The sequence below is a fragment of the Mycobacterium sp. genome (assembly GCF_035314905.1).
Classification (GTDB): domain Bacteria; phylum Actinomycetota; class Actinomycetes; order Mycobacteriales; family Mycobacteriaceae; genus Mycobacterium.
The window spans coordinates 1-22,192 of the sequence record NZ_DATFYW010000069.1 but is presented as its reverse complement, the minus strand read 5'-3'; the positions used below and the strand labels follow the sequence as shown (position 1 = coordinate 22,192).

Sequence of the window (22,192 nt, the reverse complement as noted above, 5' to 3'; positions counted from 1 at the left end):
TCTACGTTGTCAGCGCGTGAAACCCCACTCGGCTTCGTTCTCCTCGGTTTTGAGTTCCGACACCGACCCGACGTCCGCACCGCCCGGCGGTTCTTCGGCGTGGACCGGTTCGTCGCCGGTCAGCTCGATGATCGCGTGCACCGGGCAATCCATCAGGGCCCGCATGACGGCGTCACGGTCCCGCTGGGGTACCGATCCGTTGCCGATCAGCGAGGCGTATCCCCAGTCGTCGAGCGAGAAATACTCCGGCGCACGCTTGGCGCAGGCGCCGAATCCGTCGCAGATGGTGCGATCGAGCTTGATCCTCACGCCAACGCCACCGCCTCCACCTCGTAGGGCCGCACCGCGCTGAACGCGCCGTCGCGGCACGCCTGGCAATCGCCTTCCAGATGCCGGGCCACCACCTGCGGAAACTGGACGAGCAGGCTGGCTGCCACGTTCGCTGCGCCGTCGAGGGTTGCGCATGCGCCGCGCCCGCGCAGCACCACCGACCAGCGCTCCAGCCGGGCGAGATCCTCGTCCGTCGCGACGCCGTCGCGCAGCGCCTCGGCGACGGCGGCCATCGCGGCGGTGCCGTTGAAACATGAGCCGCACTGCCCGGCGTTCTCCCGGCCGAAATACGTCAGCACCGAAGCCGCGACGGCGACCGGGCAGTCGTGGGTGAGCACGGAGATGGCACCGCAGCCCAGCGCGCAGCCCAGCCGGCGCAGTGTCTCGTGGTCGAGGGTGGCGTCGAGGACGTCGCGGTTGAGCAGACCCGCGAAATACCCGCCCATCAGCACCCCGCGGATCCCGTCGGCCGGCACGCCGTGCATCGCCAGCAGGTCCCGGAACGCCAGCCCGTGCGGGATCTCGTAGAGGCCCGGGGGCCTGCCGGCGCCGGTGACGGTCATCAGGAACGTGCCGGGCGACATCGGCGTCCCCTCGGAACGGAACGCCTGGGACCCGTGTCGATGCAGGTACGGCAGGTTGGCCAGCGTTTCGACGTTGCTGACCAGGGTCGGAAGCCCGCCGACCCCCTGCTGGTATGGGCGGGGCGGCTTGTCCGTCGGCTTGGCGGGTCCGCCGTTGATCGCACGCACCGCGGCGGTCTCCTCCCCGGCGACGTATCCGGGGTCGACGGTGTGCACGTCGATCCGGAGTCCGCCGAGGGCTTCGTGTACTTCCGCCAGCGCCGCGTCGATCGAGCGCGCCGCCTCGGCGTCCGAGACGTACACATACGCGTGATCGGTGTCCACGATCCGGGCGGCAAGGCGCAGCCCGTCGAGCACCAGATGGGGCCGGTGCCGTTGCAGCCACCGGTCTTTGATGGACGCCGGCTCGCCCTCCTCGCCGTTGGCGACGACGACCGTCTCGTGACCCCGGCGTCCGGCGTCGCGCACGGCGCGCAGCTTGACCGCGAGGGGAAACGCCGCGCCGCCGCGACCGAGCAATCCACTCGATTCGACGTCGCTGAGCAGGTCGTCCGGCTCGGCGAGGCGGCGATAGCCGCCGGCCCGCACGTACTTGTCGAAGTCCTCGACGTCCGGGGACTGGCGCAGCAGGCGCGGAGCACCGCCGGGCCAGGCGGCGACCGTGAGGTCCATTCTCGGCGCGGCCGTTGTGTCCATGACTGTCTATTCCTGCTTCTCGTTAGGCTTTCGCACATGAGAACTGCGGTCGTGCGGGTGGATGTCGACCCGGCCGGCGACCTCAGTCCGGCGCGGCTGGCCGACGGCATGGCGGCGCTTCGCGAACTGGCCGGCGATGCCGGCGTGGGCGTCGTCGACAACAATCTGGCGGCCATGCCGGTCGGGCGCAGGCAGGTTGAGTTGCTGATCGCCGGAAGCCACCCCGAACAGACCGGAATCAGCCTGTGCGCCAAGGCGTTCGGCACCGAACCCGCCGCCGGCGTGACGACCTACCTGAGCAGGGGGACCGACGACGACGCCTACGGCGTCCTGCAACGGTTCGGCCTGTCCGGCGACATCAGCCGTGAACCCGGCGGCCAGGGTTTTGACGTGGTGTACGTGACGCTGCGCAGGGCCGACCTGGAACGCATACCCGAGAGCCGCATCCACACGGCCCTCGAGGCATCGCTCAACTGCGAGGTCCGCATCCGGACCGCGTGACACCCAAGTCGCTGCACCCATGGATGTCAGCGGTCCAGGAACTCGAGGATCGGCGGTGCCGCCTGCACCCAGGTGTCGAACATGTTGAAGCGCTTCACCTTGCCCTGCGCGCGCTTCTCGGCCGCGCGCTCCCAGGCGTCCTCGGGCCACGGCGGATCGATCAGCTCGGAGCCCTTGATCAGGCAGTTCACCTCCAGCGAGGTTCGCTTGGGGTGGTCCCAGTCGTTTTCGCCACCACGGATGATCAGCGTGGGCACCTTGATGTTGTCGAACATCCCGTCGTCCACCCCGGGAATCGTCTGGCCCGGCTTGGACACGAAAGCGTTGAGCCAGCGCAGCATGACCTTGAGGAACTCGTCGGCGTCGAGATCGAGGATCCGCTGCTTGTTGGCGGGGCTGGCCTCGATGCGTTCCTGCCACTCGCGTACGGTCAGCAATCCGTCGATCCCGAGCCCGCGAACGGCGAGGATGCTGGGCACCACGTAGTAGGAGCCCAGGACGAACGTGCCGTACACCCCGCCGACGATGTTCCACACGGCCAGCTTGGTGACCAGTTCGGGGTAGAGCATCGTCGTCAGCATCGAATCCCGTGCGCCGCCGGAGCCTCCCGCGATGATGCACGGCCCGATGTCGAGCGCGTTGATCAGGCCGTGCAGCGTTTCGGCCCGCATGTGCGACTCGGATTGGCCGTAGAACTGGACGTCGGAGGCCCCGCAGTTCGGCCGGTCCCACAGCAGCACCCGGTAGCCGCCCTTGACGAGCGCCTGAGCCAGCGGCCGCAGCCCGGGGATGTCCTTGCCGAACCGGCCGCCGGGCGTGAGGACGATGAAATCGCCAGTGCTACCAAGGATTTCGTACACGACGTTGCCGCCGTTGATCTCAACGGAGCGCTCGCCGCGCCGGGCGGGCATCTCAGGCCTGCACCAGTACGTCGTCACCGACGACCCGCACCGGGTAGGTGCGGATGCTCCATTCCGGCTTCACCGCGGTGGTTCCGGTCGCGAGCTCGAAACCCCATTGATGCCAGGGGCAGAAGATGAACTCGAGATCGCGGACCATGGCCGCGTCACCCGGGACGCTTTCGTCGACGATGGTGCGGCCGCGGGGGCGGCCCGAACACAGCGGCCCGCCCTCGTGCGGGCAGTAGTTCGCGATCGCGTAGAACGTGCCGTTGACGTTGAAGACGCCGACGCCGTGTCGTCCGATCGGTACCAATTTGTGGGTACCGGGCGGGATTTCGTCCACGGTGGCGACGACATGCTCGCGCCCCTGCGCAAGCCGGGGCTGCGTGACTCGTTCGGGCACTCAGAACACCCGTACTTGGCCCTCGAGGGCCGGAACCGTGTCCGGCAGGTGGTAGGTGTCGATGCCGTTGCGGAACATCACCGCCTCGCGGGCGGCCTCGGGGAGGTGCTTGACCAGCCAGCGCGGGTCGTCGAACGTCCAGTGCGGGTAGTCCGAGGAGAACAGCAGGATCCTGTCGGCTTCCATCCACCGGAACGCGCGGGTCAGCTCGGTCTTGTCGTCGGGATAGTCGAGCGGCTGGGTGGTGAACTTGATGTGCTCTTTCACGTAGTCCGAGGGCTTGCGCCTGATCTCCACCCAGGGCTTGCGCGCCTCGTAGATGGCGTCCATCCGCCACATCAGCGGCAGGATCCAGCTGAAGGCGTGCTCGACGAACACGACCCGCAGGGTCGGGAACCGGTCGAACACCCCGTCGAAGATCAGGCTCATCACCTGGTTCGCGGCGAGCAGCGAGTAGGTCACCATGAAGTCGTGGTTGTAGCTGGGGAAACCCACCGGCGGGATCGGCAGGGTGTCGTACTGGCCGCGGGACAGATGGCAGCTCACGGTGATGTCGTGCTTGGTGGCCGCCGCCCACACCGGGTCGTACTTCGGGTCGCCCCACGACGGTCGCGGCTCGGCCTTGATCAGGATCTGCGCCATGTACGGGTGCCCGGCCCACTTCTCGATCTCGCGGGCAGCGCCCTCCGGGTCCTCGATCGCCGCGCAGATGGAGCCGCGCCAGCGCTGATGCCAGTTGTTGTGGCTGTCCAGCCAGTGGTGGGCCAGCCATTCGTTGGTCGCGGTGCAGAAGGCGGCGGTCGCCTCGGGAAGGCGCGCCTCCCCGTGGGTGGGTTCAAGGATCGCGAGGTCCGCGCCGGCCTCCATGATCAGCTGCCGGAACGCCATGTCGGGGTCGCTGCCGGGAAACTCGCCGTCGGGCGGGAAGGTGTCCGCCCGCATGGCGTAGGAATGCGCGTAATCCGGTGCGTCGTAGTAGATGGTGTCCCCGACCCGGCGGCTCAGGAAATACTTGCTGCGCCACGGCTCCGGGATGTACTCGACCAGCTGACCGCGCTTGGGTACGGGGTGCACATCCGAGTCGACGCACCGCACAGCGACGCGCTCGGCGGCCGGGACCCGCTCTTGGGTGTGTGTCACGGACATCGTCGTCTTCCCTTGGTTTCGCTGGTGCTTCTACTGTGCGGCCAACACGGCCGGAATGTCTATGCCGTAGAGCTCGGCGGCGTTGCGCCAGCACAGCTTGTCGCGCTGTTCCGCCGAGAACGCGGCGGGCACGGCGGGATCGCCGGCGTGCCAATGCGGGTAGCTGGAGCCGAACATCACCATGTCCTCTTTGTGGGTGAAGCCGAACCATTCCCCCGCGAACTCGGTGTCGCCGGGACCGTCGAGACTGCCGTGCACGAAGTACACGTGGCCCGGCAGATAATCGCTGGGTATCCGCGGCGCCCACGGCGTCTGCTCCAGGTGCGGCCTGCCGAAGCAGTCCATCCGCCAGATGAACGGCGTCAACAGGTCCGCCGCCCCGTCGGCCCAGACGAACTTCAGGTTCGGCGTCCGCTCGAAGACCCCCTCGGCGATCATGTTCATCAGGTGGTACAGGTAGTTCAGGGACATGAACCCGAGGTACTGCTCATAGGTCCGGGTCTTTCCGGACGGGGTCACCGGAAAGGCGATGCCCTCGCCCATCTCGATGTGCGCGGCCACCGGCAGGTTGGCGGCGGCGGCGGCTTCCCACAGCGGCCAGAACTGCGGCTTGCCGTACAGCTCGCGCGACTGCAGCGGAACGCCGATCTGCACCACGCGCGGGTGTCCGGCCCATTTGTCGATCTCGCGCAGCGCACCGGCGATGTCGTCGGGGTTGACCCGGATGGTGCCGCGAAACCGATCGCCGTACTCGGCCGATTCCAGCCACCGCGACACCATCATCTCGTTGTGCGCCGCGGCGATGGCGGTGCCCAGATGCCTGTCGGGCATGATGCCGCGGGTCATCGGGTGTAGGACCGCCACGTCGACGCCCCGCTCGTCGAACAGCTGCGCGGCCACGACATCGGGGTCCGAGCCGGGATAGCCGCGGTCCGGCCCGCGGGTTCCCTTCGCGTACTCGCCACCGGGCGCGCCGTACCAGTCCTTCTCGTAATCGGGAAAGCCGCGGCTCCTGAACGGCTCACGAAGGACGCCGCGCAGATCCTGATTGGACTTGAAGAAGATGTGCACGCTCGCGTCGACGAGCGGCGTGCGATGTCCGTCGTGGTGTTCGATCACGGACGCCGTCCTCCCCGGCCTCTAGCGCACCTAATGATTTTTGTCGCGCAGCCTTCTGACGCGTTCCCAGTGTAAAGCTTAGTTCTTCTGTTGCAAGAATACAGTTCTCCAACGTTTTCCGCGGGCTTCTCGCGATCCGGACCCGGTCGAATTGATTAACGCGGCGTCCCCGCTGGTGACGCCTCTGTCGAGGCGTGAGATCGTTACTTGCAACGGTGAGAATGGTATTCTCGGCGCATGCTCTTGGAGTTCGACGCTGATCAGCGCCTGTGGCAGGACACCGTGCGCGACGCCGTGGGCAAGCAATGTCCGTCGACGCTGGTTCGAAGCGTGGCCGAAGACGACGTCGACCCGGCACCGTTGTGGAAGGTCTACGTCGACCAGGGCTGGACGGAACTGGGCGAGCAGCAGGACGCGGTCGAGCTCGCGATCGTGGTGGAAGAACTCGGCCGGGCGACCGATCCGACGCCGTTCCTGGCGACGATGACACAATTCGCCCCGCTGGCGGGCGACCGCTTCGATCCCCGGCAGCCCGGCGCGGCCGTCTACGGCGGCGTGACGGCGCGCCGCGACGCCGAGGGTTGGGTCCTGGACGGCATCGCCCGTCGTGTTCTCGACGGCGATCGCGCCGACCGGCTGGCGGTGGTGACGGACGCCGCGGTGTTCGTTCTCGGTGCCGGCGAGGTGTCCGCGCGGCGAAGCGCGGTGTTCGATCCGGTGCTGCATGTCGCCGACGTGTCGTTCCCCGGTGTCCGGGTGCCCGATGACGCGCGGGTTTGCGTCGACCCCGAGCGTGCCCGTCACGTCGCGCTGACCGGCATGGCGATGACGATGGTCGGCGCCTGCCAGCGCATCCTCGACCTGGTCCTCGACCACGTCCGCAACCGCCACCAGTTCGGCGTCCCCATCGGGTCTTTTCAGGCGATCCAGCACAAGGCCGCCGACATGCACGTGGCGATCGAACGCGCCCGCGCCCTGTCGTACTTCGCGGCGCTGACGATCGCGACCGACGACCCGCGGCGGCGCGTCGCCGCCGCGATGGCCAAGGCGGCGGCGGGGGAGTGCCAGGCGGTGGTGTTCCGTCACGGTCTGCAGTCGTTCGGTGCGATGGGATTCACGTGGGAGAACGACCTTCAGTTCGCGCTCAAGCGCGCCAAAGCCGGCGAGCTGATGCTCGGCGGCGCCGCCGAGCACCGGGCGCTGATCGCAGAGGAGTACCGTGCAGCTGACTTTTGATGCGGACGTCGAGGAGTTCCGCGCCGAGTTCGTGGCCTTCCTCGAAGAGCACCTGCCCGGTGCCGCCGCCCAAGCCCTGGAACGGCCCCGGTCGGTTTCCCACATGCCGCAGTGGGCGCGCCGCTGGCAGCGGTTGCTGTTCGACAACGGCTGGCTGCTGCCCACCCAGCCACCGGAATTCGGCGGGCGCAACGCCACGGTGCTGCAGCAGTACGTCTACCTCGAGGAGCTGTGCCGGCGGCGGATCTATCACAGCTTCAACCCGCAGGGCGTGAACATCGTCGCGGCGTCGCTGCTTTCGTTCGGCAGCGACGAGCAGAAGCGGCGCTGGGCGGTGCCGATCCTGCGCGCCGAGATCACCGCGTCGCTCGGCATGAGCGAGCCCAGTGCCGGCTCTGATCTCGCGTCGCTGCGCACCAGGGCGGTCCGCGACGGCGACCATTTCGTGGTCAACGGCCAGAAGGTGTGGACGTCGGGCGCCCACGACGCCGACGTGTTGCTGACCTTCGTGCGCACCGATCCCGACGCCCCGAAACACAAGGGCATCAGCGCGTTGCTGATTCCCACCGCCACGCCGGGAGTCGTGCGTCGGCCGTTCCCGTCCATCTGCGGCCGCGACGACCTCGACTTCAACGAGGTGTTCTTCACCGACGCGCGCGTGCCTGCCGAAAACCTGGTCGGCCCGCTCAACCAGGGCTGGCGGGTCGCCAACGGATCCCTCGGGCACGAACGCACGATGATGTGGCTCGGCTTCGCCGATCGGCTGGACAACGTGATCGCCGATTTCCGGCCCACCGGCGCGCTGCAACGCGACCACTACGCCACCACGATCATGGACTACCAGGCCCTGCGCCTGCTCGGCTCGGCGGCCCTGGCCCGCGCGGCGCGCGGCGAAGAGGACGTGCCCGCGCTGTCGGTGCTCAAGCTGCTCGGTTCGGAAGCGGAACTGCGCGCCACGGAGCACGCGCTGTCGGCCGTGCCTGACGGTCTCGCCCACCCCGCGATGACCGGCCCCTACGCGCCGATGAACCTCGATCACTACTTCGCGAGCTGGTTCGAGCGCTTCGCACGCAGCTTCTCCGGCACGATCGCCGGCGGCACGTCCGAGATCCAGCGCAACATCATCGCCCAGCAGGTGCTCGGGCTCCCCCGGCGCTAGCTCGCGAGCGTGAAACCTCTGCGAAACACCGCGCAGAATTTCGCAGTGGCTTCACGCTCGCGACTGGCTAGTCGATGACCGCCGCCTCCTTGCGTTCGGTGATCGGCCTGGCGAGCTCCTGCTCGTCGCAGATGCGCTGGAGCTTCTCGAGGGTTTCCGCCAGCCCGGCGCCGACCCGCGCGCCCGGCGTGAAGGTCGCGGGCAGATGCCGCATGCCCTGGATCACGCCGATCGTGTCGTAATGCACGGTGCCTTCGGGTTCGCAGCGATAGTCGGGCATCCTGTCGAGCACGGCGGTCAGCATCGACTTGAACACGGTGCGCGCCACATTGGACCCGATGCAGCGATGCGCGCCGATCCCGAAGCTGAAGTGCCGGTTGCCCTTGCGGTCCAGCACGACCTGGTTCGGGTCCGTGAATACCGACGGGTCACGGTTGGCCATCGCCCACGAGATCCACAGGCGCTCGCCCTCTTTGAAGTGCGTGCCCTCGACCTCCACGTCGCCGGAGAACGTGCGCCCGTCCCCGGGCGCCGGCGTGAAGTAGCGCAAGAACTCCTCGGTTGCCGGATCCAGCAACATGTCCCGGTTCACCGAAAGCACCTCGCGCTGGTCCGGATGCTCCGAGAGCCACTCCAGCGCGTGGGCGGTCAGCGCGGTGGTGGTGTCGAAACCGCCGCCGATGATCAGCCCGAGGTTGCCCAGGATCTCGAGGTCGGGGGCGGGTTCTCCGTCGATCCGCATTCCGATGAGCGCGTTGACCAGGCCGGGCCGCGGGTGCTCGCGGATCTCGATCATGTTGGTGAGCAGGTCGAGGCCCATCTGCCGGTGCATCGCCAGCACGCGCTCGATGTCGGGGGAGTCCTCCGGGGTGTACACCGCGGCATGGGTGGGCTCGCTGTAGACCGCCCACTTCGCCAGCGGGATACCCAGCATCGCGAGCGTGAGCACAGCGGGAACGATGTTGGCCAGATCGTCGACGAAGTCGATGCGCCCGTCCTCGATCTTCTCGTCCAGACAGGCGCGCGTCACGTCGTCGATGAACGGCTCCCAGCGCTTGACCGCGGCGGGCGACAGATACGGGTTGAGCACGTTGCGGTAGGTGCGGTGCTCGGGCTCGTCCATTTCCAGGATCCCGCCGCGCACGCCGTTCACCCGCTTCGCGTAGGGAATCGAGATGCCCTTGTAGCCCCGCCGTTGGCCGTTGATGTCGTGATCGTTGGAGACCTGCGGGCAGCGGGCGAGTTCGAAGACCTCGCGGCTGCCGGCCGCGACCCAATGACCGTCGTAGGTCTCACTCCAGGCCACCGGGCACTTCGTGTGCATCTCCTCGGTGATCTTCTCGAACTGCAGCCGGTACTCCGGCGTGTGCCGATCGAAGTGATAGCGGTGCTCTTCGTGATCGCTGCCGGTCAAGGCGTTGTCTCCTCGATGAAGATGGCCTGCTCCGGGCACGAGTGGGCGGCTTCTCGCACCAGGTCTTCCTGGTCGGCTGAAACGATCTCGGAGACCGCCGACGAATGGCCGTCGACGTCGTCGAGCGCAAAGGAATCTGGGGCGATCATCGAGCACAGCGTGTGTCCCTGGCAGCGCTGTGCGTCCACCCAAACCTTCACTGTTCCCTCACCTCAGATGTGGTAGTCGTACCACTTGAGATAGCCGCCGGCGTCGACCCGCAATTGCATGCCGGTGACGTATCTGGCTTCGTCGGAGGCCAGCCACAGCACCGCGTTGCTGATGTCTTCGGGCTCGATGTAGGGAATCCGCATCGCCTGCTGCACCCCGAAGACCGGCTCGGCGTCCTGGCGCGTCGGGTGCTCCAGGTCGGGGCGGAACGATCGGTACATCGGCTCGCTCTGCAGCATGTCGGTGTTGCAGTTCGTCGGGTGAATGACGTTGGCGCGGATGCCCCGCACGGCCAGTTGGGTCGCCAGGTCCCACACGTACTGCGATAGCAGTCGTTTCGATGTCATGTACGCCATGCCGCCCGGGTCGTTGCCGGGATTGTCCTTGGTGGGGACGTTCATCAGCGCCGCGGTGGAACCGGTCGCGATGATCGAGGCGCCCTCGCCCAGATGCGGCAACGCGACCTGGATCGCGTTGATCGTGCCCATCAGGTTGGTGTTGATCACGTCGCACCACGCCTGCAGCGGCGGCTCGCCCGTCATGCCGGCGATGCCGGCCTGTGCGACGACGATGTCGAGCTTGCCGAACTCGGCGACGCCGTTCTCCAGGGCGGTGCGCAACTGAGCTGCCTCGCGCACGTCGGCCTGCGCGGTCAGCACGCCTTGGCCGGTCTTTTCGATCAGCCGCGCGGTCTCGTCGAGGTCCTCCGGCCGCGCCAGGGGATATCCGATCGTGTCGATGTCGTGGCACAGGTCGACGGCGATGATGTGGGCGCCTTCCTCGGCCAGCCGAACCGCATGGCTGCGTCCCTGCCCACGCGCGGCGCCCGTGATGAATGCGACTTTGCCTTCAACGCGTCCCACAGGATGTCCTTCCTCTTTCTTGACCGGTTTCTTGACCGGTTCTTGACCGGTTTTGTGACCTGGTTAGGTGTTTCGTCCGCCGTTGACGCCCAGGATCTGGCCGGTGATGTATCCGGCCTCGTCGGAAACGAGGAAGGCGCACGCGGCGGCGATGTCCTCGGGCCTGCCCATGCGGCGCACCGGGGTCGCTTCGATGTTCTTCTGGACGTCCCCGAGATACCCGCGTGCTTCGGCGTTGCGCAGCATCGGGGTGTCGATGAAGCCGGGGGGTACCGCGTTGACCGTGACGCCGCTCGGCCCGTACTCGAGCGCCAGCGTCTTGGTGAGCCCGTTGACGGCCGACTTCGCCGCCACGTAATGCGCCATGTAGGGCGTTCCCGAATGCGTGCTGGACGAGGAGATGTTGACGATGCGGCCCCAGCCGGCCTCGATCATGTCGGGCAGCACCGCCTGAATGCAGTGGAAGACCCCGTTGAGGTTGACGTCGATGACCCGCTGCCAGTCGGCGAACGTGATGTCGAGGAACCGCTTGAACCCGTCGAGCCCGGCGGCGTTGACGAGCACCGTCACCGGCCCGAGCTGTGCCCGGATCGCGCCCAGGGCCGCGTCCACCTGGGCGCGGTCGGTCACGTCGGCGGCGTGGGCGAGTTCGTCGTCTTCGGGGGGCTTCAAGTCGATCGTCGCGACGTGGTATCCGTCGGCCCGCAGCCGCTCGGCGACCGCCCGGCCGATTCCGGACCCGCCCCCGGTGACGACGGCGTTCTTCACGACACGATCCCATCCACTGGAAAGAATCTCCCTTCCGATTTTGAGAACCCTACTCTCGGCGTCGAGTTCCGCGCAACCGGCTGACGAGACACTGTCCAACACTTTGTCTCGCACGTCAGGCATTGTTTCGGCCGGTGCCTTGGATTTGCTTAACCTTGTTGAGTTCTCGGAACGCGAATGTAAGATTCGCCGCAGATGAGAATCAAGTTATCCAATTCTCCGAGGAGGCTGGATGCCGCCCCAAGACACGGCGACGACCATCACGGGCCATCCCAACCCGAAGGATCCGACCGCCGCGTCTGATCAAGCGCCTGATCGTCGGCTGCTGATCGACGGCCGCCTCGTCGCCACCGGCAAGACTTTCCCGTCCCTCAACCCGGCCACCGGGGCCGTGGTGGGCCACGCTCCCGAGGCCGGGGTCGCCGAAGCGCAAGCGGCCGTCGCCGCCGCCCGCCGCGCCTTCGACACCACGGACTGGCCGACCGACACCGATCTGCGGGTGCGTTGCCTCGAACAGTTGCACCGCGCGCTCGTCGACCACCGCGAGGAACTGGCCGACCTCACCATCGCCGAGGTGGGTGCCACTCGCGCCCTCACCCATGGCGCTCAGCTCGACCAGCCGATCGAGATCGTCCGCTATTACGCCGAGCTGCTGAAGACCTATCCGCTCACCGAAGACCTCGGCAACATCTCCAGCCGCGGTATGCAGCATCACCGCTGGGTCGAGAAAGAGGCCGCGGGTGTGGTGGCGGCGATCATCGCCTACAACTACCCCAACCAGCTCGCGCTGGCGAAGCTGGGTCCCGCGCTGGCCGCCGGGTGCACCGTCGTTCTCAAGGGCGCGCCCGACACGCCGCTCGTCACCCTCGCCCTGGGGGAGCTGATCGCCGACCACACCGACATCCCGGCCGGCGTGGTCAACGTGCTGAGCTCGTCCGACCCCGCGGTCGGCGCCGCGCTCACCACGAGTCCGGATGTGGACGTGGTGACGTTCACCGGATCGACGGCGACCGGTCGCCGGATCATGGCCGCGGCCAGCGAGACCCTCAAGCGCGTGTTCCTCGAGCTCGGCGGCAAGTCCGCGGTGATCATCCTCGACGAAGCCGACTTCGCCAACGCCGCGTTGTTCTCCGCGTTCAGCATGGTGACCCACGCCGGGCAGGGCTGCGCGCTCACCTCCCGGCTCCTCGTGCCCAGGAAGCACCACGACGAGATCGTCGAACTGGTCAAGAACAACTTCGCCCTGGTGCGCTACGGCGACCCGGCCGACCCCAAGACCTACATGGGACCGCTCATCAGCGACAAGCAGCGCGACAAGGTCGACGGGATGGTGCAGCGGGCCGTCGCCGCGGGCGCGACCCTGGTCACCGGCGGCGAGAAGGTCGATCCCGGCTACTTCTACACGCCCACGCTGCTCGCCGGTGTCGATCCCGACAGCGAGATCGCCCAGGAGGAGGTCTTCGGACCGGTTCTCGTCGTCATCGACTACGACGACGACGATGACGCGGTGCGCATCGCCAACAACTCGATCTACGGCCTGTCCGGCGCCGTGTTCGGCAGCCAGGACCGGGCGATCGGGGTGGCCCGCAGGATCCGCACCGGAACCTTCTCCATCAACGGCGGCAACTACTTCAGCCCCGACAGCCCGTTCGGCGGCTACAAACAGTCCGGCATCGGCAGGGAGATGGGAACCGCCGGACTCGAGGAGTTCCTGGAAACCAAGACCTTCGCAACCGTGGTCGATGAGCCGCTTGCGCGAAGAGCAGAAGGCCACGATGAGCCGCTTGCGCGACGAGAAGGCCACGGATGAAGCCGCTGGAGGGCATCCGGGTCCTCGAGGTCGCGATGTACGGGTTCGTCCCGTCCGGCGGCGCCGTGCTCGCCGAATGGGGCGCGGACGTGATCAAGGTGGAACACGCGGTCACCGGCGATCCGCAGCGCGGGCTTCGGCAGACCGGCATGCTGCGCGTGGAAGGCGACCCCAATCCGAACATCGAGCACGCCAACCGCGGCAAGCGCAGCATCGGCCTGGACATGTCGGTGCCGGAGGGCCGCGAGGTGCTCTACGAGTTGGCGCGCAGATCGGATGTGTTCCTGACCAGCTTCCTGCCGGGACACCGGCAGAAGTTCGGCATCGACGTCGCCGACATCCGGGCCGTCAACCCGAAGATCATCTACGCCCGCGGCAGCGCGCTCGGTCCCCGCGGCACGGAGGCGGAAAAAGGCGGCTACGACATGACCGCCTTCTGGTGCCGGGCCGGAACCGCCGCGACGATCACCCCGCCGGGCACGGAGGGGATGATCGGGCCGCCGGGGCCGGCATACGGTGACACGATCTCGGGCACCAACCTCGCCGGCGGCATCGCGGCGGCGCTGCTCAAGCGCGAGCGCACCGGCGAGCCGTCGATCGTGGACGTTTCCCTGCTGGGCAGCGGCCTGTGGGCGATGGGGCACACCGTTGCGCTGACCAAGCACCTCGGCCGGCTGCTTGAAGCCCCCGCACCCGGTGTGCACGGTTCACCCATCAACCCACTGGTGGGCCTGTACGCGACCTCCGACGGCCGCTACATCTCGTTCGTGATGATGCAGCCCACCAAGTTCTGGGCTGACGTGTGCCGCCACATGGACCTCGCCGAGCTCGCCGACGATCCCCGCTTCGCGAGCATCGAGCAGATCGCCGCGAACACCGCCGAAGCGGTGGAGATTCTCAGCAAGGCGATGGCCGCGCGGACCCTCGCCGAGTGGAGCGAGCGGTTCGCGACGCTCGCCGGTCCGTGGGCACCGGTCCAGGACACCCTGCAGGCCGCGGCGGACTCCCAGGTCCGGGCGAACGAATATCTGGTTCAGGCAGGCGAGCTGGAACTGGTCGCCAATCCGGTGCAGTTCGACGTCGCCGCACCCCGGACGGGACCGGCCCCGGGATTCGCCGAGCAGACCGACGAGATATTGACCGAACTGGGCCTGGACTGGGACCGCATCATCGAGCTCAAAACGGCCGGCGCCGTCACCTAGGTCGCTGGAGTCGCCGATGCCGTACGTGGTCGCTGTTGGAACCTACCTGCCGTGCTGGGGCACCGCGCATCACCGGGTCGCCGGCGACGACGAGGACGCGATCACCCTGGCCGTCGAGGCGGGCCGCGCCGCCCTCGCCGGCAGCGCCGCGGTGGAGCGGGTCGTCCTGGTCAGCCGCGATCTGCCGCTGCTGCAAAGCAGCAATGCCGCGGTGCTGCTGGCCGGTCTGAGCCTGGATCCCGAGCTCGAAGTCGACGAACGCCTCGGCGGTGCGCCCGCGGCCGTGGACGCGCTCAGCTCGGCGCGGCCACGCACCTTGATCATCGGCGTCGACCTCGACCCGGCGGGAGCGGCGGCGGTTTTGACCGCGGACCGGGGGTTGTGGGTGCGCACCGCGGCACGGGTCAGCCGGAGCCTGCCGGTTCGCACGCGCAACGCCGTAGGCGTGGTACATGACTACGGCGATCCGCGGCTGCTCCACGAACGGGGCCTCGTTGCCTCCCTGTCGGCGGCCTGGCTCGACACGCCCGCCGCGCTTGCGGGAGTGGATCACAGCGCGGCCGCCGAGTTGTGTACCGGTGATCCGCCCGCGCTGCCGACGGCCGGAGCAAGCTCCGGTTTATTCGCCTTGGCCGCCATGGCAGAGACCGCGACGACCGGACCGCTGGTGGCGGTCGAGCAGGCCAGCCTTTCCGGGCTCACGGTGGTCAGCGGCAGCGCGCGCGTGCACCGGCACGAGCCCGCCGCACGGGCGGTGCCCGACGGCACGTTCGTGCCGGGCGCCGACATCCCGATCTCGCTGGCCGCATACGAGCGCGCGTTCGAGGCCAAGGTTCGCTGGGAGGCCGGCAGGTTCCCCGGCAGCGACGAGCTGGACTTCCCGCCCCGGTACCGGGTCGCCGCCGACGGAAGACTGAGCACTCGCTATGAACTGGAACCGCTTCCCCGCACGGGCACCGTCTACACCGAGGTGACCGTTCACATTCCGGTTCCGGGGCTGAAGACTCCCTATTCCCTGGTGATCGTCGAACTCGACGGCGTGGGTGTTCGGGCGCTGGCGAAAGTGACCGGCGCCGAGGCCGGGACGGTGCGCATCGGCGACCGCGGTCGCCTGGCGCTGCGCCGCGTCGCTGTGAGATCCGGCGTTCCCGATTACGGTTTCGCGTTTGCACCCGAAAGGGACGCAGCGTGAGCCATAATCGCGTGACCCACGAAGACGGCGTGAGATCCAATCCGGCCCCCGCGGTAGCCGACGTCCTCGCCAGCAAAGCGCGAAAGGGGCCGGCATGAAAAACGTTGCCATTGTCGGCGCCGGCATGACGCCCTTCGCGGAGCACTTCGCCCTCGGCATCAAAGACCTGCTGCCGATGGCCTTCGCCGAATGCGCGGCCAGCGTTGACAAGGGGCTGGCCAAGACCGAGCTCCAGGCGGCCTGGTTCGGCTCGATGGGCACCACGGACGGATTCCCGTCGGGGATCCTCGCCGACACGCTCGGATTGCCCGAGTTGCCGGTCACCCGCGTCGAGAACTCCTGCGCGACCGGTAACGACGCGGTGCGCAACGCGCTGTTCGGCGTCGCGTCCGGCGCATGCGACGTCGCGCTCGTGATGGGCGCCGACAAACTCCGCGAGACCTCCACCAAAGACATGTTGTGGGAGTGGGAAGCCATGACCCGCGACATGGCCTGGGACTATCCGCTCGGTTTGGTGGCTCCCGCCGGCTTCGCCCTGCACGTCGCGCGTTACCTGCACGAGTCGCCGGCCACCAGGGAGCACATGGCGATGGTGGCGGTGAAGAACCACCACCATGGGGTCAACAATCCCAAGGCGCGACTGCGTTACGAGATCACCGTCGAGCAGGCCCTGGCCGCGCCGATCGTGGTCACGCCGTTCTCCGTCTACGACTGCGCGCCGCAAAGCGACGGTGCGGCAGCGCTTTTGCTCGCGGCCGAAGACGTTGTCGACCGCTTCACCGACCGCCCGGTGTGGATCCGCGGTGTCGGGCTCGGGCTGGATTCTGTGATGCATCAGCACAAGTCCGACATGACGACGTTCCCTGCCACCGTCCGCGCCGCCAAGCAGGCGTTCGCGATGGCCGGGTTGACGCCCTCGGACGTCGACGTCGCCGAAGTCCACGACTTCTTCACCGGAATCGAGTTGATGAGCTACGAGGACCTCGGTTTCGCCGAGCGATTCGGTGCCTACAAACTCGCCGAGGCGGAAGTCACCAGCATCGGCGGTTCGTTGCCGGTGAACCCCAGCGGGGGCCTGAAGTCGAAGGGTCATCCGCCGGGCGCGACGGGAGTGGCGCAGTGCGTGGAGCTTTTCGGCCAGCTGCGCGGCGATGCGGTCAACCAGGTCGACGGCGCACGAATTGCGCTGGCCCACAACATCGGCGGCCCGACCGCGGTGTCGGCCGTCACGATATTGGAAGGACCCGCAGCCGATGGCAGGTAAAGGGCCGGAGCGCTGGTCGCCGGGTATCTCGCTGGGGCGCGATTTCTCGGGGCCGATGCAGGCGGTGGGGGGCTTGTTCGCGATGTCGGCGGACGCGATCAAGTTCGTGTTTCGCCGCCCGTTTCAGTGGCGGGAGTTCCTCGAGCAGGCTTGGTTTGTGGCCCGGGTGTCGCTGGCACCCACACTGCTGGTGGCGATTCCGTTCACCGTGCTGGTGAGTTTCACGCTCAACATCTTGCTTCGTGAACTCGGGGCCGCCGACTTGAGCGGCGCCGGTGCGGCTTTCGGCGCGGTGACCCAGGTCGGGCCGCTGGTGACGGTGTTGATCGTGGCCGGCGCCGGCGCCACCGCGATGTGCGCGGATCTGGGGTCGCGCACGATCCGCGAGGAGATCGACGCGATGGAGGTGTTGGGCATCAATCCGGTGCAGCGGTTGGTGACGCCGCGGATGCTCGCGTCGGGGCTGGTGGCGCTTCTGCTCAACAGCCTGGTGTGCATCATCGGCATCCTGGGCGGCTACACGTTCTCGGTGTTTGTCCAGGACGTCAACCCCGGCGCGTTCGCCGCGGGCATCACGTTGCTCACCGGCGTGCCCGAGGTGATCATCTCGTGTGTCAAGGCGGCGCTGTTCGGCCTGATCGCCGGTCTGGTGGCCTGTTATCGCGGGCTGACGATCACCGGCGGCGGCGCGAAGGCGGTGGGCAACGCGGTCAACGAGACCGTGGTGTATGCGTTCATGGCGCTGTTTGTGGTCAATGTGGTGGTCACCGCGATCGGCATTCGGATGACGGTCAAGTGAGGGGGCGTAGGCGGTGACGCTGCGAGCCACCTATCCGCGGTTCTTCCGCACGATTGAGCGGCCGGTCGGCACGCTGGGCCGCATCGGCGATCAAACGCTGTTCTACGGTAAGGCGTTGGCCGGGGCGCCGTTTGCGGCCACCCATTACCGGCGCGAGATCATCCGGCTGATCGCCGAAATCAGCATGGGGGCCGGCACCCTGGCGATGATCGGCGGCACGGTGGTCATCGTCGGCTTCCTCACCTTGGCCGCCGGCGGCACGCTGGCGGTGCAGGGGTACAGCTCGCTGGGCAACATCGGCATCGAGGCACTCACGGGGTTCCTCGCCGCGTTTATCAACGTGCGGATCTCCGCGCCGGTGGTGGCCGGTATCGGGTTGGCAGCCACGTTCGGCGCGGGCGTGACCGCGCAGCTGGGCGCGATGCGCATCAACGAGGAGATCGACGCGCTGGAATCGATGGCGATTCGGCCGATTTCGTATCTGGTGTCCACCCGGCTGGTGGCCGGGATGATTGCGATCACGCCGTTGTACTCGATCGCGGTGATCTTGTCGTTTGTGGCCTCCCAGTTCACCACCGTGGTGTTGTTCGGCCAGTCCGGTGGCTTGTACAACCACTACTTCAACACCTTCCTCAACCCGATCGACCTGCTGTGGTCGTTTCTCCAGGCCATCTTGATGGCGCTGACGATCCTGTTGATTCACACCTACTTCGGCTACTTCGCCACCGGCGGCCCGTCTGGTGTCGGGGTAGCCGTCGGTAACGCGGTGCGCACCTCGCTGATCGTGGTGGTGTCGGTGACACTGCTGGTTTCCCTGTCCATCTACGGCGCCAACGGCAACTTCAACCTGTCGGGGTAGGGGACGACGGCCGATGAAACCGACTATGGTGCGCCCGCTGCTGGGCCTGGCCACCATCGTGGTGATCCTTGCGATCATCGCGATCGCCGCGACGCTGTTCCGGGGCGGTTTCACCTCGACGGTGCCGGTCACCGTGTTGTCGCCGCGCGCCGGGCTGGTGATGAACCCGGACGCCAAGGTGAAGATGCGCGGCGTGCAGGTGGGCAAGGTCGCCTCGATCCAGACGCTGCCGGACGGCCAGGCCGCCCTTCACCTGGCGATGGATCCTTCCCAGCTGCATCTCATTCCGGCCTATGTGCTCGTGGACATCGCATCGACAACGGTGTTCGGCGCCAAATTCGTTCAGCTGGTCCCACCCGAGAAGCCGGTGGCGAAAACGATGTACGCCGGGCAGGTGCTCGACGCTGGGAGCGTCACGGTCGAGATCAACACGGTCTTCGAGCAACTCAGCTCGGTGCTGTCGCAGATCGACCCTGCAAAGCTGAATGAGACCCTCGGCGCGATCGCGTCCGCGGTGAACGGCCGGGGCGGGGAGATCGGCCAGACGCTTTCCGACCTGGACTCGTTTTTGGCGAAGCTGGAGCCGGGTCTGCCGGCGCTGAGCCACGACCTCGCGGTCGCGCCCGCCGTGCTGACCGCCTATGCGGATGCGGCGCCGGACCTCGTCACCGCCGCTAAAAACGCCACCCGGATCAGCCAGACGTTCGTCGACGAGCAGCAGAACCTGGACGCGTTGCTGGTCAGTGCGATCGGGTTGGCCGACATCGGCAACGACGTCGTGAGCGCCAACCGCCGGCCCCTGACCGACCTGCTGCACCTGCTTGTGCCGACCACCGACCTGACCAACCAGTACAACCAGGCGCTGTACTGCTCTATCGCCGGGCTCGTGCCGCTGGCGTGGGGCAAACCACTGCCGGTTCCGGGGATCCTGACGACGGCCAGCTTCACGCTGGGCATCGAGCGTTATCGGTACCCGACGGACCTGCCCAAGGTGGCGGCAAAGGGCGGCCCCCAATGCGTCGCCGACCTTCCGCGCGTGCCCTTCGAGGCCCGTCCGCCCCACGTCATCGCCGACGTCGGCACCAACCCGTCGAAGTACGGAAACCAGGGAATTCTGCTGAACTCCGATGCCCTCAAGCAGTGGCTCTTCGGGCCGATCGACGGGCCGCCGCGCAACACCGCACAGATCGGGCAACCGGGATGACCGGCGTGTCGCGGACGCTCATCAAATTCGCGGTGTTCGCGATCGTGATGGCGGTGCTGACCGCGTTCCTGTTCTTCATCTTCGGCCAGTACCGCACCGGTTCCACGAACGGGTATTCGGCGGTGTTCGCCGACGCGTCGCGGCTCAAGTCCGGAGATACCGTGCGGGTGGCCGGTATCCGGGTGGGCACGGTCGACAGCGTGTCGCTGCGCCCGGACAAGACCGCGCTCGTGAAGTTCGACGCCGACCGCGACATCGTGCTCACCACCGGCACCAAGGCGGCGGTGCGCTACCTCAATCTGGTCGGCGATCGCTATCTCGAGCTGCTCGACGGCCCGGGATCGACCAGAATTCTGCCGCCCGGGTCGCAGCTCCCGATCGACCGCACCGCGCCGGCGCTGGACCTCGATCTGCTGCTGGGCGGGCTGAAACCGGTGATCCAGGGCCTGAATGCACAAGACGTCAATGCCTTGAGCGAATCCCTGCTGCAGGTCTTGCAGGGCCAGGGCGGAACCCTGCGGTCGCTGCTGTCGGAAACGTCGTCGTTCACCAACGCCCTGGCCGACAACAGCCAGGTGGTCCAGCAGCTGATCGACAACCTGAACACCGTGCTGAACACCCTCGCCAAGGACGGCGACAAGTTCTCCGGCACGGTGGACCGGCTGCAGCGGTTCGTTACCGGACTCGCGGAGGACCGTGATCCGATCGGGGCCGCCATCGAATCCCTCGACAACGGAACTGCCTCCCTGGCCGATCTGCTGGGCAACGCCCGGCCGCCGCTGGCCGGCACGGTGGATCAGCTCAACCGGTTGGCCCCGTTGCTCGACCAGCACAAGGATCGACTCGACACCGCACTGGTGAAGGCACCGGAGAACTACCGCAAGCTGGTACGGCTGGGCTCGTACGGCAGCTTTTTCAACTACTACATCTGCGGATTGAGTCTGCGGGTCACCGACTTGTCAGGACGCACCGCGGTATTCCCGTGGATCAAGCAGGAAACCGGGAGGTGTGCGGAACCCTGATGCTGAAATACCGCGGATCCGACCTCATCAGGGCGGGCTTGATCGGCGTCGTCCTGATCGTGCTGGTCATCGCGATCGGCCTTCAGCCCCAGCGGCTGTGGTCGATGGCGACGGCGATCAGGTACCAGGCGTTGTTCGCCGAAGCCGGCGGCCTCGCGGCGGGCAACGACGTGACGGTGTCGGGCATCAAAGTCGGAACGGTGTCGGACGTCACGTTGCGCAACGGCGACGCCCTGGTGGCATTCACCGTCCCCGGGAAGATTCAGCTCGGGTCGGACACCACCGCGCACATCCGGACCGGATCGCTGCTGGGCCAGCGGGTGCTGACGTTGGAGTCGGCGGGTCCGGGCAGCATGCATCCGTCCGACATCATCCCGAAATCGCGTACGTCGTCGCCCTACTCGCTGACCGAGGCCGTCAGCGACCTCACGACCAACATCGCCGGTACCGACACCCAGGCGCTCAACCAGTCGCTGGACACGCTGTCGGCGACCATCGACCAGATCGCACCGCAGCTGGGACCCACCTTCGACGGGGTCACGCGGCTGTCGCGGGCGCTGAACGCCCGCAACCAGACGCTGGGCGACCTGCTCAAGAACGCCGGCGACGTGACCAAGATCCTCGCGGAGCGCAGCCAGCAGGTCAACACCCTGATCCTCGACGCCAACGACCTGCTCGAGGTGTTGGTGCAGCGGCGCCGCGCGATCGTGTCGCTGCTGGCCAACACCTCCGCCGTGGCCCAGCAGCTGTCCGGGCTGGTGCACGACAACGAAGCCAAGCTGGCACCGACGCTGGACAAGCTCAACTCGGTGACCGCGGTGCTGCAGAAGAACCGCGACAACATTGGCAAAGCACTGCCCGGTTTGGCGAAATACGAAATCACCAACGGCGAACTCGTGGCCAACGGCTCGTACTACAACGCGTTTGTGGCCAACCTCAGTCCGAACCAGATCCTGCAGCCGTTCTTGGACTACGCGTTAGGGTTCCGCAGGGGTGTGAACGCCGGGCAGCCGCCTGACAACGCCGGGCCGCGCGCGGAGTTGCCGTTCCCCTACAACGGGATCCCGCAGCCGAACGAGCAGTGGGGCCAATGATGAGCCGGAACCGACTTCTCGCGGGACTAGCGGTAGTCCTCGCAGGCCTGATCGTCGCGGGCGCGATCTTCGTCGTGCGGGACACGGTCTTGAAGCCCAAGACGATCAGCGCCTATTTCCCCACCGCCACCGCCATCTACCCCGGCGACGAGGTGCGGGTCTCCGGCGTCAAGGTCGGCAGCATCAAGTCCATCCAGCCGCAGGGCACCCGGGTGAAGATGGTCATGAACGTCGACCGCGACGTGCCCATCCCGGCGGACGCCAAAGCCGTGATCGTCGCCGCGAACCTCGTCGCGGCCCGCTACGTTCAGCTCACCCCGGCCTACCGGTCGAGCGGCCCCACCATGGGCGACGGCGCCGTCATCCCGATCGAACGCACCGCCGTACCCGTTGAGTGGGACGAGGTGAAGGACCA

The 22,192-nt window shown here is 67.4% G+C and carries 23 protein-coding genes; 13 read left to right on the top strand and 10 right to left on the bottom strand.

The features are described from left to right. Positions 1-9: 9 nt before the first annotated feature. A complete protein-coding gene (locus tag VKG81_RS05365) occupies positions 10-309 on the bottom strand; it encodes a ferredoxin (protein WP_324390405.1) in 300 nt (99 codons plus the stop codon). Then, positions 306-1,610 carry an NADH-ubiquinone oxidoreductase-F iron-sulfur binding region domain-containing protein gene (locus VKG81_RS05360; protein ID WP_324390404.1) on the bottom strand — a complete coding sequence of 435 codons (1,305 nt, stop codon included), beginning with the start codon at positions 1,608-1,610 and terminating at the stop codon, positions 306-308. Before VKG81_RS05360 ends, VKG81_RS05365 begins: the two co-directional genes overlap by 4 nt. A 36-nt stretch (positions 1,611-1,646) precedes the next feature. On the opposite strand from VKG81_RS05360, the gene VKG81_RS05355 reads away from it, so the two are divergent. Beyond that, positions 1,647-2,111 (top strand): hypothetical protein, encoded by a 465-nt coding sequence (locus VKG81_RS05355; protein ID WP_324390401.1) that lies wholly within the window; start codon positions 1,647-1,649, stop codon positions 2,109-2,111. Between the two features lie 26 nt (positions 2,112-2,137). Here VKG81_RS05355 and VKG81_RS05350 read toward each other — a convergent pair whose 3' ends face one another. Genes VKG81_RS05350 through VKG81_RS05335 form a run of 4 tightly spaced genes read right to left on the bottom strand, consistent with a single transcriptional unit; the run spans position 2,138 to position 5,681 of the window. Next, complete coding sequence (locus VKG81_RS05350) at positions 2,138-3,022, bottom strand: alpha/beta hydrolase (protein ID WP_324390399.1); 885 nt, start codon at positions 3,020-3,022, stop codon at positions 2,138-2,140. 1 nt (position 3,023) lies between these two features. Then, a complete protein-coding gene (locus VKG81_RS05345; protein WP_324390397.1) occupies positions 3,024-3,416 on the bottom strand; it encodes a Rieske (2Fe-2S) protein in 393 nt (130 codons plus the stop codon). Further along, complete coding sequence (locus VKG81_RS05340) at positions 3,417-4,562, bottom strand: amidohydrolase family protein (RefSeq protein ID WP_324390395.1); 1,146 nt, start codon at positions 4,560-4,562, stop codon at positions 3,417-3,419. Positions 4,563-4,592: 30 nt separating this feature from the next. Beyond that, positions 4,593-5,681, bottom strand: a complete 1,089-nt coding sequence (locus VKG81_RS05335; protein WP_324390393.1) for an amidohydrolase family protein — start codon at positions 5,679-5,681, stop codon at positions 4,593-4,595. A 237-nt stretch (positions 5,682-5,918) separates the two neighbouring features. Here VKG81_RS05335 and VKG81_RS05330 point away from each other — a divergent pair, with 237 nt between their 5' ends. Both VKG81_RS05330 and VKG81_RS05325 read left to right on the top strand, forming a co-directional pair. Beyond that, entirely contained in the window at positions 5,919-6,917 is a 999-nt protein-coding gene (locus VKG81_RS05330; RefSeq protein WP_324390391.1) for an acyl-CoA dehydrogenase family protein, read from the top strand. Then, the gene (locus VKG81_RS05325; RefSeq protein ID WP_324390388.1) at positions 6,901-8,076 is read left to right on the top strand and encodes an acyl-CoA dehydrogenase family protein; all 1,176 of its coding nucleotides are present in this window, start codon (positions 6,901-6,903) and stop codon (positions 8,074-8,076) included. Before VKG81_RS05330 ends, VKG81_RS05325 begins: the two co-directional genes overlap by 17 nt. A 67-nt stretch (positions 8,077-8,143) precedes the next feature. Here the strand turns inward: VKG81_RS05325 and VKG81_RS05320 are convergent, their stop codons facing one another. The 4 genes from VKG81_RS05320 to VKG81_RS05305 form a co-directional block, all read right to left on the bottom strand. After that, complete coding sequence (locus tag VKG81_RS05320; RefSeq protein ID WP_324390387.1) at positions 8,144-9,490, bottom strand: cytochrome P450; 1,347 nt, start codon at positions 9,488-9,490, stop codon at positions 8,144-8,146. Then, positions 9,487-9,690 (bottom strand): ferredoxin, encoded by a 204-nt coding sequence (locus tag VKG81_RS05315; protein WP_324390385.1) that lies wholly within the window; start codon positions 9,688-9,690, stop codon positions 9,487-9,489. Before VKG81_RS05315 ends, VKG81_RS05320 begins: the two co-directional genes overlap by 4 nt. Before the next feature lie 12 nt (positions 9,691-9,702). Then, positions 9,703-10,563: a mycofactocin-coupled SDR family oxidoreductase gene (locus tag VKG81_RS05310; protein ID WP_324390383.1), complete on the bottom strand. Its 861-nt coding sequence runs from the start codon at positions 10,561-10,563 to the stop codon at positions 9,703-9,705. Positions 10,564-10,626: 63 nt separating this feature from the next. Continuing rightward, the gene (locus VKG81_RS05305; protein ID WP_324390381.1) at positions 10,627-11,331 is read right to left on the bottom strand and encodes an SDR family NAD(P)-dependent oxidoreductase; all 705 of its coding nucleotides are present in this window, start codon (positions 11,329-11,331) and stop codon (positions 10,627-10,629) included. A 232-nt stretch (positions 11,332-11,563) separates the two neighbouring features. Here VKG81_RS05305 and VKG81_RS05300 point away from each other — a divergent pair, with 232 nt between their 5' ends. The 10 genes from VKG81_RS05300 to VKG81_RS05255 all read left to right on the top strand — a co-directional run. Beyond that, positions 11,564-13,141 carry an aldehyde dehydrogenase family protein gene (locus VKG81_RS05300; RefSeq protein ID WP_324390379.1) on the top strand — a complete coding sequence of 526 codons (1,578 nt, stop codon included), beginning with the start codon at positions 11,564-11,566 and terminating at the stop codon, positions 13,139-13,141. Continuing rightward, positions 13,138-14,343, top strand: coding sequence for a CoA transferase (locus tag VKG81_RS05295; protein WP_324390377.1), 1,206 nt, complete (start codon positions 13,138-13,140; stop codon positions 14,341-14,343). Before VKG81_RS05300 ends, VKG81_RS05295 begins: the two co-directional genes overlap by 4 nt. Positions 14,344-14,359: 16 nt before the next feature. After that, positions 14,360-15,535 carry a Zn-ribbon domain-containing OB-fold protein gene (locus tag VKG81_RS05290; RefSeq protein WP_324390375.1) on the top strand — a complete coding sequence of 392 codons (1,176 nt, stop codon included), beginning with the start codon at positions 14,360-14,362 and terminating at the stop codon, positions 15,533-15,535. A 94-nt stretch (positions 15,536-15,629) separates the two neighbouring features. After that, positions 15,630-16,799 carry a thiolase C-terminal domain-containing protein gene (locus tag VKG81_RS05285; RefSeq protein WP_324390373.1) on the top strand — a complete coding sequence of 390 codons (1,170 nt, stop codon included), beginning with the start codon at positions 15,630-15,632 and terminating at the stop codon, positions 16,797-16,799. Beyond that, entirely contained in the window at positions 16,789-17,598 is an 810-nt protein-coding gene (locus VKG81_RS05280) for an ABC transporter permease (protein ID WP_324390371.1), read from the top strand. Before VKG81_RS05285 ends, VKG81_RS05280 begins: the two co-directional genes overlap by 11 nt. Before the next feature lie 13 nt (positions 17,599-17,611). Next, positions 17,612-18,457: an ABC transporter permease gene (locus tag VKG81_RS05275; protein ID WP_324390369.1), complete on the top strand. Its 846-nt coding sequence runs from the start codon at positions 17,612-17,614 to the stop codon at positions 18,455-18,457. A 13-nt stretch (positions 18,458-18,470) separates the two neighbouring features. Next, positions 18,471-19,661, top strand: a complete 1,191-nt coding sequence (locus VKG81_RS05270) for an MCE family protein (protein WP_324390367.1) — start codon at positions 18,471-18,473, stop codon at positions 19,659-19,661. After that, on the top strand, positions 19,658-20,683 hold the full coding sequence (locus tag VKG81_RS05265) for an MCE family protein (protein WP_324390365.1): 1,026 nt from the start codon (positions 19,658-19,660) through the stop codon (positions 20,681-20,683). Before VKG81_RS05270 ends, VKG81_RS05265 begins: the two co-directional genes overlap by 4 nt. Further along, on the top strand, positions 20,683-21,777 hold the full coding sequence (locus VKG81_RS05260) for an MCE family protein (protein ID WP_324390427.1): 1,095 nt from the start codon (positions 20,683-20,685) through the stop codon (positions 21,775-21,777). The genes VKG81_RS05265 and VKG81_RS05260 overlap by 1 nt, the downstream gene beginning before the upstream one ends. Continuing rightward, positions 21,774-22,192: MlaD family protein (locus VKG81_RS05255; RefSeq protein ID WP_324390363.1), on the top strand; the 419-nt coding region annotated here is incomplete at its 3' end. The genes VKG81_RS05260 and VKG81_RS05255, both read left to right, overlap by 4 nt.